Source organism: Bradyrhizobium icense (assembly GCF_001693385.1).
Taxonomy (GTDB): domain Bacteria; phylum Pseudomonadota; class Alphaproteobacteria; order Rhizobiales; family Xanthobacteraceae; genus Bradyrhizobium; species Bradyrhizobium icense.
This window is the reverse complement of the sequence record NZ_CP016428.1, coordinates 6,267,905-6,281,900: the sequence shown is the minus strand read 5'-3', so window position 1 is coordinate 6,281,900 and position 13,996 is coordinate 6,267,905. Positions and strand designations below refer to the sequence as shown.

The following is a 13,996-nucleotide window of genomic DNA, read 5'->3' as shown; positions in this document are numbered from 1 at the left end:
CGGGAATAGTTTGCTCTCTGTCGAAGATGTCGTCGTCGATCTGCCGACGCCGCGCGGCAATCTGCGCGCGGTGGATCACGTCGACCTCACCGTCGGCGCCGGGCGCACGCTCGGCATCGTCGGCGAATCCGGCTGCGGCAAGACCATGCTGTCGCGCGCGGTCCTGCAACTGCTGCCCAAAAAGGCAAAGCTCTCCGGCCGGGTGATGTTTGACGGGCAGGACCTGCTGCAGCTTCCGCCGGAGAAACTGCGCAAGCTGCGCGGCCGGTCGCTGGCGGTCGTGTTCCAGGATCCCATGACCTCGCTCAACCCGGTGCTGACGATCGGCACCCAATTGATCGAGACGCTGCAGGAGCATCTCGAGCTGGACGATGCCGCCGCGACCAGACGCAGCGTCGAGCTGCTCGCCGCGGTCGGAATCCCCGCGCCCGAGCAGCGGCTGGCGCAGTATCCGCACCAGCTTTCCGGCGGCATGCGGCAGCGCGTGGCAATCGCGATTGCGCTGTCATGCGAACCGAAACTCCTGATCGCGGACGAACCGACCACCGCGCTCGACGTGACGATCCAGGCGCAGATCCTCGATCTCCTGGCGCGGGAGCAGCGCCGCCGGCACATGGCGATGATTATCATCACCCACGACCTCGGCGTCGTCGCCGGACGCACCGACGAGGTCGCGGTGATGTATGCCGGCCGCGTCGTCGAGCGCGCCCCGACGCTTGCGTTGTTCAAGAAGATGCGGATGCCCTATACCGAGGCGCTTCTGGCGGCGCTGCCCAAACTCGATGCCGCACCCCACACACCGCTGCCGGCGATATCGGGACGTCCGCCGGATCCGACGCGGCCGCTGAAGGGGTGTTCGTTCTCGCCGCGCTGCCGCTATGCGGTGGCCCGCTGCCAGAACGAGAAGCCCGCGCTCGAAGCGGCAGAGACGAGCGCGCATCAGTTCGCCTGCTTCCACCCGATAGAAGCCCATGCGGATGCCAACGCATGATGTTGCAATCCGCTCCATCGATTTCGTCTGACGCGTTGCTCGAGGTCGACAACCTCGTTGTCGAGTATCCTGTCGGTTCCAGGATCGTTCATGCCGTGTCCGGCGTCTCCTTGCAGATCGCCCGCGGCGAAACGCTGGGTCTGGTCGGCGAATCCGGCTGCGGGAAATCGACGCTCGGCCGCGCGGTCCTGCAACTGCGCCGCCCAACCGCCGGGCGTGTGCTGTTCGACGGCCACGATCTCACGATGATGCACGGCGATACCTTGCGGTTGATGCGCCGGCGCGTGCAGTTGATCTTCCAGGATCCGATCGCCTCGCTCAATCCGCGCCGCAAGATCGGCGACATCGTCGCCGAGCCGCTGGTGATCGCGGGTGTGAAGGATCCGGAGAAGCGCAAGCAGCTCGTCCACGAGGTGTTGAGTGCGGTCGGGCTTGACCCGACGCTCGTCGTCGGGCGGCTGCCGCATGAGTTTTCCGGTGGCCAGTGCCAGCGCATCTGCATCGCGCGCGCGCTCATTCTCAATCCCGAGTTCATCGTCTGCGACGAGCCGGTTTCCGCGCTCGATGTTTCGATTCGCGCCCAGATCCTCAATCTGCTCGAGGAGATGAAGGCCCGGTTCGGACTGACGCTGCTGTTTATTGCGCACGATCTCGCGGTGGTGAAAGCCGTGAGCGACCGCGTCGCGGTGATGTATCTGGGGCGGCTCTGCGAGGTCGGTCCCTCCGAGCAGCTCTTTGCCAGGCCGGCGCATCCCTATACTGCGCTCTTGATCGAGGCGATCCCGATGCCCGATCCGGATGTGCGCCCCGCCGAGACCGTGCCCGTGGGGGAGCCGCCGTCGCCGATCGCGCCGCCGTCCGGCTGCCGGTTTCGCACCCGCTGTCCCCGCGCGGATCAGCGATGCAGCGACGAGATGCCGGAACTGCGCGCCGTGGCGCCAGGCCAGTTCGTGGCTTGCCATCACCCGCTGATCTGAATACCGGGAGGAGCACCGCCCGCGTTTGTCTCGACGGGACGGACGTGGCAATGTCCGTCCTCAGGAAGTGTCTACGCCCAAGAAATTGGTCCAAGAACAAGAATGACGGGAGAGAAGCGATGAAGAGTTTTCAGGTCGCCGAGTTCAACGCACCTCTGAAAGAGGTGGATCAGGAGACGCCGCAGCCGACGGGCACGCAGGTACTGATCAAGGTGAAGGCCGCCGGCGTCTGCCATAGCGATCTCCACATCTGGGAAGGCGGTTACGATCTCGGCCATGGCCGCAAGCCGCTGTCGCTGAAGGACCGCGGCGTGTCGCTGCCGCGCACGATGGGCCACGAGACGGTCGGCGAGGTCGTGGCGTTCGGGCCCGACGTCACCGCCGCCGACAAGGGCGATCTCAAGATAGGCGACGTCGCGCTGGTCTATCCCTGGCTCGGCTGCGGCAAATGCGCTACCTGCGTAGGCGGCGACGAGAACATGTGCGTGGTGAAACCAAATTCGCTCGGCGTCTACTGCGACGGCGGCTATGCCGACCACATGACGGTGCCGAACCCGAAATATCTCCTGAATCTGAAGGGACTCGATCCCGTCACCGCGGCGCCCTATGCCTGTTCCGGCGTCACTACCTATAGCGCGCTGAAGAAGGTCGAATTCGCTTTCAACTCGCCGATCGTCATCTTCGGCGCCGGCGGCCTCGGCCTGATGGCGCTGTCGCTGCTAAAGGCGATGGGCGGCAAGGGCGCCATCGTCGTCGACATCGATGCGCGCAAGCGCGAAGCGGCCGAGGCTGCCGGTGCGCTTGCAACCGTCGACGGCAAGGCGCCGGACGCGCTGGAGCAGCTCGCGAAAAAGGCCGGCGAACCGATTCGCGCCGTGATCGACCTCGTCGGCAATGCGCAGACCACGCAGCTTGGCTTCGACTGCCTGACCAAGGGCGGCAAGCTCGTGATCGTCGGCCTGTTCGGCGGCGGCGCGCCCTGGGCGTTGCCGCTGATCCCGATCAAGGCGATCACGATCCAGGGCAGCTATGTCGGCAATCTGCGCGAAACACAGGAATTGCTCGAACTCGTGCGCAACAAGATGATCGCGCCGATTCCGGTGACGACGATGCCGCTCGCGAAAGCCAACGAAGCGCTCGCCGATTTGCAGAAGGGCAAATTGGTCGGCCGTGCGGTGCTGACGCCGTAACTGTCCGTCATTCCGGGATGGTCCGAAGGACCAGACCCGGAATCTCGAGATTCCGGGTTCGCATCTTCGATGCGCCCCGGAATGACTGCCCATGTAAGGAACCCCCATGTCCGCAAACAATACCTTCCACATCGCCGTGCTCGGCGGCGATGGCATCGGCCCTGAAGTGATGGCGCCGGCGCTGGAAGTGCTGCGCAAGATCGAGGCGACGAGCGAGCTGAAATTTCGCTTCACCGAGGCGCCGGCCGGCGCCAACAATTATCTCGCGACCGGCAAGTCGATGCCCGACAGCACCGTGCGGCTGTGCGAGGAGGCGGACGCCATCCTGCTCGGCGCCTGCGGCCTGCCGTCGGTGCGCTACCCCGACAACACCGAGATCGCGCCGCAGATCGAGCTGCGCTTCCATTTCGATCTCTATGCCGGCGTGCGCCCGGCGCGGCTGATACCGGGCGTGCCGAGCCCGATCGTCGGCGCCGACCAGCGCGGCATCGATCTCGTACTGATCCGGGAATCGACCGAAGGCCTGTTCGCCTCGATGGGCAAGGGCGTCGTCACCGATGCCGAGGCGCGCGAGACGCTCGTCATCACCCGCAAGACCTCGGAGCGGCTGTTCGAGTTTTCGTTCAGGCTCGCCGAACGCCGCAAAGCGCGGGGACGAGCGAATGGCGGCCTGACCTGTGTCGACAAGGCGAACGTGTTCAGAGCGTTCGCGTTCTTTCGCGAGATGTTCGATGAGGCTGCAAAACGCCATCCTGACGTCAAGGCCGATCGGCTTTATGTCGATGCCTGTTCGCTGATGCTGGTGAAGCGCCCCTGGGACTTCGACGTCATGGTGACGGAGAACATGTTCGGCGACATTCTCTCCGACCTCGCTGCCGGCCTGATCGGCGGGCTCGGCATGGCGCCCTCGGCCGATATCGGCGACCGCTACGCCGTGTTCCAGCCGTGCCACGGCACCGCGCCCGATATCATGGGGCAGGGCAAGGCCAACCCGACGGCGATGATTTTGTCGGCCGCGATGATGCTGGACTGGCTCGGCGACAAGCACGGGCTCGAAAGCGCAGCCGAAGCCGGCGAGCGCATCGAGCGCGCAGTGGACAAGGCCTATGCCGGAGGGATCAAGCCGATGGAATTCGGTGGCAGCAACGGCACGGCGGATATTGCGAAGGCGGTGCTGGCAGCGTTGTAACCGTCATTCCGGGACGGCTGCGAAGCAGACGGACCCGGAATCCAGAGGTTGGGATATCGAGATTCTCCGATGTGCAATCGCACATCGCAATTCGATGCTGCGCATCGCCCCGCAATGACGTTGCTCACTACTTCCCCTTGAACTGCGGCTTGCGCTTTTCCATGAACGCCGTGCGGCCTTCGCGGAAATCCTCCGAATCCATGCAGGCGCGGCCGATCGCCTTGATCGCTTCCATGTCGCGCTGGCTTTCGTCCTTCAGCACCTCGGCGATGGTGATCTTGGCTGCCTTGATGGCGAGCGGCGCGTTGCCGGAGATGGTGCGGGCGATCTGCATGGTCGCGCCCCATAGTTCCGCGTTCGGCAACACGCGGTCGACCAATCCGATCCGCAACGCTTCCGCAGCGTCGATCCGCATACCCGTGTACATAATGAGCCGCGCCCAGGATGGGCCGACCAGCGAGACGAGGTGGCGCAGGCCGTCATAGCCATAGGCGATGCCGAGCTTGGCGGCTGGAATGCCGAACTCGCTGTTGTCGGAGGCGATACGGATGTCCGTGAGCATCGCGACCTGCATCCCGCCGCCGAGACAGAAGCCGCGAATGCAGGCAATCGTTGGCTTCGGGTAACTCGCGAGCAGCGCACGCTGCGCCTCGCTCCGTTTCGAATATTCCTCCGACGCCGCCGCGTTATGGCGGGTCTTTTCAAACTGGCTGATGTCGGCACCCGAGACGAAGGCCTTGTCGCCGGCGCCAACGAGGATCACGACGCGCACGTCAGCGTTGTCGCGCAGTTCGGTCAGCGCGTGGCCGAGGCCTTCCCACATTTCGAGCGACATCGCATTGCGCTTGTCGGGATTGTTGAAGGCGATGACGCCAACGCCATCGCTGACGCTTTGCAGGATCTTGCCGTCGGCATGGGATAGTTCGGCAGTTTGGGCGATGTCGAGCATCGGTTGCGGCTTCCACTCGTGAGGCTTGGTCCATTGTCGGACAAGCTTCGCGCCGAGGTCAATCGCCGCATTTGCAGGCGCGACCAGCAGAGGGTGCAGGGCAATGGTGAGGTCGTCAGGGCATGAGCCGGCTCACCCGCATCGCGTGTAGCGGGATATCGGCGTGGCGGTGATGCAGTCGTTGTTGATGGTCGAACCGGCGGTGGTCGTCGGAGACCTGCCGCGTCGGCTTTTCGCTGCGGTGGATCCGGACTCCGCCATCCCCATCCTGATGGCGTCGCACGGGTCTCGTCCCGGCCAGCTCAAGATTTGGCCCAGCGCAGCAACAGGCTACCCGGCGATTTCTCGCGTCGATTGATCGGGTCCGCGGTGCTGCGATCCAGGCGCGATATGCCTAGCTCTCGTTGGCGGCGATCGATTCCATCAAAGACACCAACTGACGCTGTACAGTCTGGTCCTTGATCTTGCTGTAGGCACGCAACAGCCTAAGGCTGAACGCGCTGTCCAGGAAGAGCAGGCTCTCGACCTCGCGCGCCTTGCCGTCGCCGTCGTAGAAGAACGTCACCGGCACGTCGAGCGCGGTAGCGATTTGCTGAAGACGAGCAGCGCCGACGCGATTGACGCCCTTCTCGTACTTCTGAACCTGCTGGAAGCTGACGCCGAGCTTGTCGCCAAGCTCCGCTTGCGAGATTTTTTGTTCCACACGCCGCAGGCGAATCCGCTTGCCCAATTCGATATCGGGTTTGCCGGCGCTGCGCTGCTTCATCTTCTTTGCTGCTGATCTGTTCATTCTGGTTTTACCGTCCTTCGATCGGGAAACCCTGGCAAAAGTAGGTCAGGGGTTCATCCATATGTACCGCGTTAAAGTCAGTCCGGTCCGTGAGTTGGTATAGGGAACCACGGAATTCCTGAGATTTGCGGGATGGTCGCCAAACGCCTACGCGTATTGGAAGCATCCTGATACCGGCGCCGCCAACTACCTAAAGCTGTCGGCACCCGGGGCGTGTATTGGCAAACCCCGCCCTATACATTTGGCAAAATATTCGACAAACCACAACCACCGCGAGTTCAAAGGCCACAGATTTTGGCCAGCATACTTACTGTGTCGCGATCAAGCACCGGATTTCTACGGGCTTTGCGGGCTGATCGTGCGATCGTTCGCAGCACATCGGCGGTTGTTGCTGGAAATTTTCCGCAGACACTGATGCCTGATAAAATGCAGCAGGGTTCAGCTCCGCCTTCGGATCAGGCGTGCTGGGAAATAGCAGCAAGCCGCGCGCTCGCAGCGCTATCGGAATCCTGCAAAAATGGCTCTGGCGCAGCGCCGCTCTAACGGGAACGTCTTGCACGCGAGGGATGGCCCGGATCCGACATCGCGCAATATTTGCGACGTGTCGATCGGCTGCAGGTGCCGGCGGCATGCACGGATCGACCGATGTCGCGCGGCGACGCGCATGCCGCGAAGCCGTCTCGCGCCTACGGCTATTGACGCCGGGGACGCAGGTTCGGCCCGAGCCCGGGGCGGGATTTGCCCAAGGTGATTGCAATCATCGGCCCTGGCCGTGTGCGGCTTATTGGCCTTGGGTACTACTTAAATTGGCTTCCACAGCCGCATCGTTTTGCATACGCTTTGCGATAGTGGCCGCGCCGTCGGCCAGGCCAAAGTCCCGCTCACAAGGGACAGGCATTAAAGGGGAGGATTGCCATGAAGCGAAGAACCGTACTTGCGGGCCTTGGTGCGACGGCTGTTGCCGGCGCCTTCGGCATGCCATCGATCGTCAGGGCTCAGGCGCCCGTCACGCTTAACGGCGCCGTGCAGTTCAACGACGACCACGCCTTTACCAAGGCGCTGACCAGGTTCGAAGAGCTGGTGAAGAAGTATTACGGCAAGCCCGTGAACTTCACGCTGCACAAGAATTCGTCGCTCGGCCTCGAGAAGCAATATTTCGAATACATGTCCCAGGGCAAGGCGGTCGATTACGGCATCGTCTCGCCGGCCCACATGTCGACCTTCGCCAAGGCGGCCCCCTTCATCGATGCGCCCTTCGTGTTTAAGGGCATCGAGCACATGAACAAAGTCGTCGAGAAGAATATCCTCGCGCCGGTCGCCGATGAAATCGCTGTCAAGGCCGAGGTGGTCCTGATCGGTTACGCGGGCGGCGGAATCCGTAACATCTTCGCCAACAAGCCGCTCAGGAACCTCGCCGACCTCAAGGGACTCAAGGTGCGCGTGCAGGGCGCGCCGATCTGGTCGAAGACGTTTGCAGCCGTCGGCATGAGCCCGACCGTGATTGCCTACAACGAGGTCTACAACGCCATCCAGAACGGCGTGATCGCCGCCGGCGAGAACGAGGCTGCAGGTGTCGAAGCGATGAAGTTCTACGAAGTCGCGCCCCATCTCAACCTCACGCAGCACGCGGTCTCGATCCGGCCGATCTGTTTCTCGGTGAAGACGCTGAAGACCCTGCCGAAGGATCTGCAGGACGCGATCATGAAGGCCGGCAAGGAAGCCGGCGACTACGGCCGCCAGCTCGAGTCGAGCGAGGAAGTCGTCAAGCTCGACACTTTGGAGAAGGCGGGCAAGCTCAAGCGCGTTCCCTTCGAGGAGCGCGACGCCATGAAGAAGCTCGCCGATCCCGTGATGGCTGTCTACGCCAAGGAAATCGGCGCCGAAGCCATCTTCGAGAAGATCAACGTCGCCTGAGAATTGTCGCGCCGAGCGACAGGAATGGGGCAAGCCATGCGGCTTGCCCCATTCCGTGATCGTTACCTCCCGGAGCCACGATGACTGAAATACCGATGCCGCCGAACCCGTCGCTATGGCGACGCGCGACGGCGGCCTATGCAAAACTGTTGGAAATCCTGCTCGCCGCATGCGTCGGCATTCTGGTCGTTCCGGTCACCCTGCAGGTCGTCTCGCGCTACACGCCGTTCATTCCGTCCTACATCTGGACCGAGGAGATGGCGCGTTTCCTGTTCGTCTGGACCATCATGATCGGCGCCATGGTCGGGGTCAGGGAGGCGCAGCATTTCGAAATCGACCTCTGGCCTCATCTGTCGCGGCGGGCGGAAGCCGCGGTGCGGATCGTCGCGCGCCTCGGCATTCTGGCGCTGGCGCTGGTGTTCGTATGGGCCGGACTCGAATTCACACGGTTTGCCTGGAACAGGACGTCGGAACTGGCCGATCTGCCGCTCTGGATGATCCATGTCGCATGGCCGGCGGCGGGCGTGACCTGGATCGTGTTCGCGGGCGAACAGATCCTCGATGAAACCCGGATTCTGCTTGGGGCAAGCAATGAGCGGTAATGTACTTTCCGCCGGAGAGGCCGCGCTGGTCCTGTTCGGCGTTTTCGTTGGCCTGCTCATCGTGCGCGTGCCGGTCGCCTTCGCGCTTGGCCTTGCCTGCGTACCGATCCTGCTGATCGAGCCGCGCCTGTCGATGATGGCCCTCGCGCAGGAGACCTTCAACGCCTATAACTCGTTCATCCTGCTCGCGGTGCCGTTCTTCCTGTTGACCGCCAACCTGATGGGGATCGGCGGCATCACCGACCGCCTGGTGGCGTTGTCGCGTTCGATGGTCGGGCATTGGCCGGGCTCGCTGGCGCAGATCAATGTCGTGCTGTCGGTGTTCTTTGCCGGCATTTCCGGCTCCTCCACCGCGGATGCCGCCAGCCAATCCAAGATCTTCATCGACGCCCAGACCAAGGAAGGCTACGACCTCTCGTTTTCGATCGCCATCACGGCGGTAACAGCGGTGCTCGCCGTCATCATCCCGCCCTCGATCCTGATGATCGTCTGGGGCGGACTGATCTCGACCTCGATCGCCGCGATGTATCTGGCCGGCATCGTGCCCGGCCTGTTGATCGCGGGTGCGCAGATGGCGACGGTGCATGTCTATGCCGTGCGGCGCGGCTATCCGACCTACCCGAAATCGAGCTGGACCGATATCGGCTACGCCATCTTGCGATCGATACCGGCGCTGATGACGCCGTTCATCATCGTCGGCGGCATCCTGCTCGGATGGTTCACCGCTACCGAATCCGCCTGCGTCGCGGTGCTCTATTCCGTGGTGCTGTCGGCGTTCTTTTACCGCGAAACCGGCCCGCGCGAACTCTACAAGGCGCTGCTCGACACCGGGCGCCTGGCCGGCGTTGCGCTGTTCTGCATCGGCACCGCGAGCGCGTTCGGCTGGCTGCTGGCCTATTACAAGATACCGCAGGAGCTCTTGGCCAACGTTTCGACCTGGGGAATGGGCGCGGTTGCGGCCGGCTTCTTCATCGCGTTCTGCTTCCTGGTCGTAGGCTGTTTCCTCGACGCCATTCCGGCGATCGTGATTGTCGGCACCGTGCTGGAGCCCTTAGCGAAGTCGGTCGACCTGCATCCCGTTCAGTTTGCGATCATCTCGATCGTGTCGCTGGCGTTCGGACTGGTGACGCCGCCCTATGGCCTGTGCCTGATGATCGCCTGCTCGATCGCGGGCGTACGGCTGCGCTACGCGCTGAAAGACACGGTGATCATGCTGATACCGATGCTGCTGGTGTTGGTCGCCGTCATCATCTGGCCGAGCGTCTCGTTGTTCCTGCCGCGCCTGATCGTGCCGGAGATGCTTAAGTAGCTATTCTTCCCTGTCGAGCGCGCAGCTTACCGTGTACACAACGCCGCGCGGCAGAAAGTCGACGGTTGCTTCGCCGCCGAGCTGGTCGCGCGCGCTGCGCTCGATCAGCCGCGAGCCGAAGCCGCGCTGCACCGGTGCCGTGACGGGCGGGCCGCCTGCCTCGGTCCAGATCAAGCGCAACCTGCGCCCGTCGCTCTCTTCGAGGATCTCCCAATCCACCGCCACGGTCCCGGTGTCGTTCGAGAGTGCGCCGTATTTGGCGGCATTGGTTGCGATCTCGTGCACGATCATCGACAGCACCACGGCGAGCCGTGGTGACAGCGGAACCCGCGGTCCGAACATCCGCACCCGCTCGGGATTGTTGAGCAGATAGGGCTGCAGCACCCGCGCAATCACTTCCCGCAGCTCCGCGCCCAGCCACTTCTCCTGGCTCAGCAGGTTATGTGCCTCCGCCAGTGCGCCGAGCCGTCCCTCGAACTTCTCGCGCTCCGCCCGGCTCGCGCTGCGGAAGGTCTGGGTGGCGATCGACTGCAGGACCGCGAGCGTATTCTTGACGCGATGATTGAGTTCCTCGATCAGGAGATTGTGGAGCATCTCGCCGCGGGCGATCTGGGTCGCCATCCGCACCGCGAAGGCGAGACCGATCATCAGGAGAACGGCGCCCATCACGCTGGTGATCGCGAGGTTGCGCCAGAGCGGCGCGACCAGCGAACTTTCGGCGATGCCGGCGGCCACCGTCCAGCCGGTGAGCGAGGAGCGGGCAAAGCTCGTGATCAGCGGCACGCCTTCGAGCGATACCGTCGGCAGGGTGGCTTCGGGATTTCGGAACATCTCCGCATAGAGCGAAGGCGATGCACGCTTGCCGACCGTTTCCTGCGGGTTAGGCACTCGCGCGAAATTGGTGCCTTCGCCGTCGAAGATCGAAATCGTCCAGTCCATGCTTGGCCGCTGCTGCTCGATCATGGCCTGGAATATTTCGATCGGCGGACTGAAGGAGATGTCGTAAAGCACCTCGTCGTCGCGGATAACGGGCACCTCGACCGTTACGATCAAGCGTTTCTTGACGGTCCCAAAGAACAGGTTGGAATAGACCGGCTTCTTTTCCGCGAACACCCTCTCGACCATCGGGAGGTTGTTGCGGGATGGCAGGTTGGCAGTATCAGGCGTGAGGGAAGAGAACACTTGGCGGCCGTCGCGGTTCGCCACCAGCACGACGCCGCCTTCGCCATACTGGTCGAGGAAGCCCTGGCAGATACGGCGGAATCCCTCGAAGTCCCCGTCGCGCAGTTCATTCGTCAGCGACAGCACCTGCAGTGCACCCGTCATGCGCTGTATCTCGGAATCGAGCACGAGGCGAATGCTGCGGACCGTTTCAAGGACGCGCTGTGTCGCGTTCTGGCGGTCCTGCTTGTAATGGTTGAAAACGATGCCGGCCGCGAAAACAATCAATGGCAGCGTGGTTCCCGCGACCAGAAGGGCAAGACGCACTGGCAGTGAGAGTTTCGGCAACGCAAGCCCCGGATCGGCGCCAAATCGGGGCAAGCATAGGAGAAGCCGCCGAATTTCGCCAAGAATATTAGTAGGATGTTTGGTGCGCTATCGGCAGAGCGTCGGGTTCCGCAGCGGCAGCCTCGCGCGGCGGAACACCACGCCATTGTCTTTTGCTCTAAAGATTGCTGTCCGTGATCGCGGCATACACCATGGTGCGCAGCTCGCGCCGCAAGGGATAGGCGCTCGACGGCAACACCTGCGTCATGAAGATTGTGATCAGCTCTTCCGCCGGATCGATGAAGAACGAGGTCGTTGCCGCACCGCCCCAGTTATATTCGCCGGGACTGCCGGCAATCAGCGTCTGCGCCGGGCTCATGGTGACGGCAAATCCGAGGCCGAAGCCGATGCCGTTATAGGCAGCTTCCGAGAACAGCGAGCGCGACATCGCCGGCAGGTCGACCCCACCGGGCAGATGGTTCGATGTCATTAGCTTCAGCGTCTTCGGGCCCAACAATCTGACGCCGCCGAGTTCGCCGCCATTGAGCAGCGCCCGGCAGAAGGTGAGATAGTCGGCCGTGGTCGAGCACAGGCCGCCGCCGCCGGAGATGAAGGAGGGCGGCGACAGGAACGAACTCGTCGTCGGGTCGTCCTGCAGCGTCAGCGTGCCCTTGCGCTCGGTGGCGTGGAACGTCATGCCGCCTTGTGGATCGGCCGAATAACACGCCGCGAACCGATGCGCCTTGTCCTTGGGCACGAAGAAATCGGTATCCTTCATCCCAAGCGGATCGAGGATGCGCTCCTTCAGAAACTGCTCGAACGGCCTGCCGCTGATCAACCCGATAAGATAGCCGATCACGTCGGTGGCGACCGAATAGTTCCAGGCCTCGCCCGGCGAAAATTCCAGCGGAATTTTTGCGAGGTCGTCGATCATGCCTTGCAGCGTGCCGGCCTTGACGACTTCGCCGATCTTGTTCTCGCGATAGGCCGCATCGACATTGCTGCGCTGCTGGAAGCCGTATGTCAGGCCGGAGGTGTGCCGCAACAGGTCCACGATCAGCATCGGCCGCGATGGTGGCCGGGTCAGGAACGCCGGATGTGTGCCGGCCACGAACACGCCGAGGTTCTTCCATTCCGGTATGTATTTGTGCACGGGCTCGTCGAGCGCGACGCGGCCTTCCTCGACCAGCATCATGAAGGCGACGGAAGTGAGCGGCTTGGTCATCGAATAGATGCGGAAGATCGTGTCGTCCTTGACCGGCACCCTGCGCTCGATGTCGGCAAAGCCCTGCGCGATCGAATGGACGACCTTGCCGCGGCGATAGATCAGGAGCTGCGTCCCCGGAAAGCGGCCGGCATCGATGTAGCGCTGCTTCAGGTGATTTTCGAGGCGATCGAGCGCCGCCTTGGACATTCCGGCGGACTCGGGTGAGGCGGGGGTGGGGGCTAACATCGGCATCTCCGGCTGGCGACTGCGGCTTTGATAGCCGAAAAGTGTCCTCTGTTCCAACGGGCCATGCTTATGCGGGCTGGAAGGGTGGTATAGGTTGACTCCAGCCATCGCGTATCCCCCGCAGGACAGCAAAATGCGCCAATTCAGTGAGACCGAACTGACAACCGCCGTCATCCGCAGCTTCGACGACACGCCGGACCCGCGCGCCAAATTCCTGCTGCAGGAACTGGCGAAGTCGCTCCACGACTATGTCCGCAAGACCGACCTCACCTTCGAGGAATGGGAATACGCGATCGAGTTTCTGACGCGGACAGGCCAGAAATGCACCCCGATCCGGCAGGAGTTCATTTTGCTGTCCGACGTGCTCGGCGTCTCCATGCTGGTCGATGCCGTGAACCATCGCGAGCGCGAAGGCGCGACCGAGACCACGGTGCTCGGACCATTCTATGTCGGCGAACACAAGGTGACGCCGCACGGCACCGATATCTCGGCCACGCTACCCGGCGAGCGGATGTTCGTGCAGAGCCGCGTCACCGATCTCGAGGGTAAGCCGCTGGTCGGCGTGCCGGTGGATGTCTGGCATGCCGATGATGATGGATTCTATGATTCCCAGAAGCCGGCCTATGCGACGGAGGGGCCGTCATCGCGGGCGCGCTTCATCACCGGTGCCGATGGAAGATTCTTTTTCCGCACCATCCTGCCGTGCAGCTACCCGATTCCGACCGATGGCCCGGTGGGCGAGATGATCGTGCAGACCGGCCGTCACCCGATGCGGCCGGCCCATGTGCATTTCCTTGTCGATGCCCCCGGCCACCAGCCGCTGATCACCCACGTCTTCATCGAAGGCGACAAATATCTCGATTCCGACGTGGTGTTCGGGGTCAAGGACGAGCTGGTCGCCAGGATCGAAAAGCGCACCGATCCAACGATGCCGGACGGCAAGCCCGCGGGCGAGCCGTGGCATCTGATGACCTACGAATTCCGCATGAAGCCAGGCGAGGGAAGCGCGCCGAAGCCGATGATGGCGAAGGCCATAGAGGACGCGTAGGACGCCTGTTTTCTGCTTGCCCAATCCTTGTGCGCCGCACAAGAATTGGGCGAATAGCAAATTTTGAATGCGGAACCGGTATCCCATTCGCTGCCG

13 protein-coding genes are annotated in these 13,996 nt (G+C 62.9%); 9 read left to right on the top strand and 4 right to left on the bottom strand.

From position 1 onward, the window contains the following. Positions 1-10: 10 nt before the first annotated feature. The 4 genes from LMTR13_RS29245 to LMTR13_RS29230 all read left to right on the top strand — a co-directional run bounded on the left by LMTR13_RS29245 (position 11) and on the right by LMTR13_RS29230 (position 4,347). On the top strand, positions 11-991 hold the full coding sequence (locus tag LMTR13_RS29245; protein ID WP_065730795.1) for an ABC transporter ATP-binding protein: 981 nt from the start codon (positions 11-13) through the stop codon (positions 989-991). Then, positions 988-1,968 (top strand): ABC transporter ATP-binding protein, encoded by a 981-nt coding sequence (locus tag LMTR13_RS29240; RefSeq protein ID WP_418219729.1) that lies wholly within the window; start codon positions 988-990, stop codon positions 1,966-1,968. Before LMTR13_RS29245 ends, LMTR13_RS29240 begins: the two co-directional genes overlap by 4 nt. 119 nt (positions 1,969-2,087) lie before the next feature. Further along, positions 2,088-3,158, top strand: a complete 1,071-nt coding sequence (locus tag LMTR13_RS29235; protein ID WP_065730794.1) for an alcohol dehydrogenase — start codon at positions 2,088-2,090, stop codon at positions 3,156-3,158. Between the two features lie 106 nt (positions 3,159-3,264). Then, the gene (locus LMTR13_RS29230; protein ID WP_065730793.1) at positions 3,265-4,347 is read left to right on the top strand and encodes an isocitrate/isopropylmalate dehydrogenase family protein; all 1,083 of its coding nucleotides are present in this window, start codon (positions 3,265-3,267) and stop codon (positions 4,345-4,347) included. 127 nt (positions 4,348-4,474) lie between these two features. On the opposite strand, the gene LMTR13_RS29225 is transcribed toward LMTR13_RS29230, so the two are convergent. Next, positions 4,475-5,296: an enoyl-CoA hydratase gene (locus tag LMTR13_RS29225; protein ID WP_065730792.1), complete on the bottom strand. Its 822-nt coding sequence runs from the start codon at positions 5,294-5,296 to the stop codon at positions 4,475-4,477. Positions 5,297-5,459: 163 nt separating this feature from the next. Between LMTR13_RS29225 and LMTR13_RS29220 the strand changes: the two genes are divergently transcribed. Further along, positions 5,460-5,654, top strand: a complete 195-nt coding sequence (locus LMTR13_RS29220; protein WP_065730791.1) for a hypothetical protein — start codon at positions 5,460-5,462, stop codon at positions 5,652-5,654. Between the two features lie 36 nt (positions 5,655-5,690). Here LMTR13_RS29220 and LMTR13_RS29215 read toward each other — a convergent pair whose 3' ends face one another. After that, complete coding sequence (locus LMTR13_RS29215; RefSeq protein ID WP_156795846.1) at positions 5,691-6,086, bottom strand: helix-turn-helix domain-containing protein; 396 nt, start codon at positions 6,084-6,086, stop codon at positions 5,691-5,693. 915 nt (positions 6,087-7,001) lie between these two features. On the opposite strand from LMTR13_RS29215, the gene LMTR13_RS29210 reads away from it, so the two are divergent. The 3 genes from LMTR13_RS29210 (at position 7,002) to LMTR13_RS29200 (ending at position 9,911) form a co-directional block, all read left to right on the top strand. After that, positions 7,002-8,000, top strand: coding sequence for a TRAP transporter substrate-binding protein (locus LMTR13_RS29210; protein ID WP_065730790.1), 999 nt, complete (start codon positions 7,002-7,004; stop codon positions 7,998-8,000). Between the two features lie 80 nt (positions 8,001-8,080). Beyond that, on the top strand, positions 8,081-8,602 hold the full coding sequence (locus LMTR13_RS29205) for a TRAP transporter small permease (RefSeq protein ID WP_065730789.1): 522 nt from the start codon (positions 8,081-8,083) through the stop codon (positions 8,600-8,602). Next, positions 8,592-9,911 carry a TRAP transporter large permease gene (locus tag LMTR13_RS29200; protein ID WP_065730788.1) on the top strand — a complete coding sequence of 440 codons (1,320 nt, stop codon included), beginning with the start codon at positions 8,592-8,594 and terminating at the stop codon, positions 9,909-9,911. Before LMTR13_RS29205 ends, LMTR13_RS29200 begins: the two co-directional genes overlap by 11 nt. Here LMTR13_RS29200 and LMTR13_RS29195 read toward each other — a convergent pair whose 3' ends face one another. Beyond that, on the bottom strand, positions 9,912-11,420 hold the full coding sequence (locus LMTR13_RS29195; protein ID WP_065730787.1) for a sensor histidine kinase: 1,509 nt from the start codon (positions 11,418-11,420) through the stop codon (positions 9,912-9,914). It lies immediately after the preceding gene. A gap of 157 nt (positions 11,421-11,577) precedes the next feature. Continuing rightward, positions 11,578-12,852 (bottom strand): serine hydrolase domain-containing protein, encoded by a 1,275-nt coding sequence (locus LMTR13_RS29190; protein WP_065733058.1) that lies wholly within the window; start codon positions 12,850-12,852, stop codon positions 11,578-11,580. 133 nt (positions 12,853-12,985) lie between these two features. On the opposite strand from LMTR13_RS29190, the gene LMTR13_RS29185 reads away from it, so the two are divergent. Continuing rightward, on the top strand, positions 12,986-13,900 hold the full coding sequence (locus tag LMTR13_RS29185) for an intradiol ring-cleavage dioxygenase (RefSeq protein ID WP_065730786.1): 915 nt from the start codon (positions 12,986-12,988) through the stop codon (positions 13,898-13,900). The last annotated feature ends 96 nt before the right edge of the window (positions 13,901-13,996 follow it).

Excerpts from the sequence above, each read along its gene's own strand:
- LMTR13_RS29225 (WP_065730792.1), bottom strand. The coding sequence starts at position 5,296 with ATGCTCGACATCGCCCAAACTGCCGAACTATCCCATGCCGACGGCAAG.
- LMTR13_RS29210 (WP_065730790.1), top strand. The coding sequence starts at position 7,002 with ATGAAGCGAAGAACCGTACTTGCGGGCCTTGGTGCGACGGCTGTTGCC.
- LMTR13_RS29190 (WP_065733058.1), bottom strand. The coding sequence starts at position 12,852 with ATGTTAGCCCCCACCCCCGCCTCACCCGAGTCCGCCGGAATGTCCAAG.
- LMTR13_RS29235 (WP_065730794.1), top strand. The coding sequence starts at position 2,088 with ATGAAGAGTTTTCAGGTCGCCGAGTTCAACGCACCTCTGAAAGAGGTG.
- LMTR13_RS29205 (WP_065730789.1), top strand. The coding sequence starts at position 8,081 with ATGACTGAAATACCGATGCCGCCGAACCCGTCGCTATGGCGACGCGCG.
- LMTR13_RS29230 (WP_065730793.1), top strand. The coding sequence starts at position 3,265 with ATGTCCGCAAACAATACCTTCCACATCGCCGTGCTCGGCGGCGATGGC.
- LMTR13_RS29215 (WP_156795846.1), bottom strand. The coding sequence starts at position 6,086 with ATGAACAGATCAGCAGCAAAGAAGATGAAGCAGCGCAGCGCCGGCAAA.
- LMTR13_RS29240 (WP_418219729.1), top strand. The coding sequence starts at position 988 with ATGATGTTGCAATCCGCTCCATCGATTTCGTCTGACGCGTTGCTCGAG.
- LMTR13_RS29200 (WP_065730788.1), top strand. The coding sequence starts at position 8,592 with ATGAGCGGTAATGTACTTTCCGCCGGAGAGGCCGCGCTGGTCCTGTTC.
- LMTR13_RS29185 (WP_065730786.1), top strand. The coding sequence starts at position 12,986 with ATGCGCCAATTCAGTGAGACCGAACTGACAACCGCCGTCATCCGCAGC.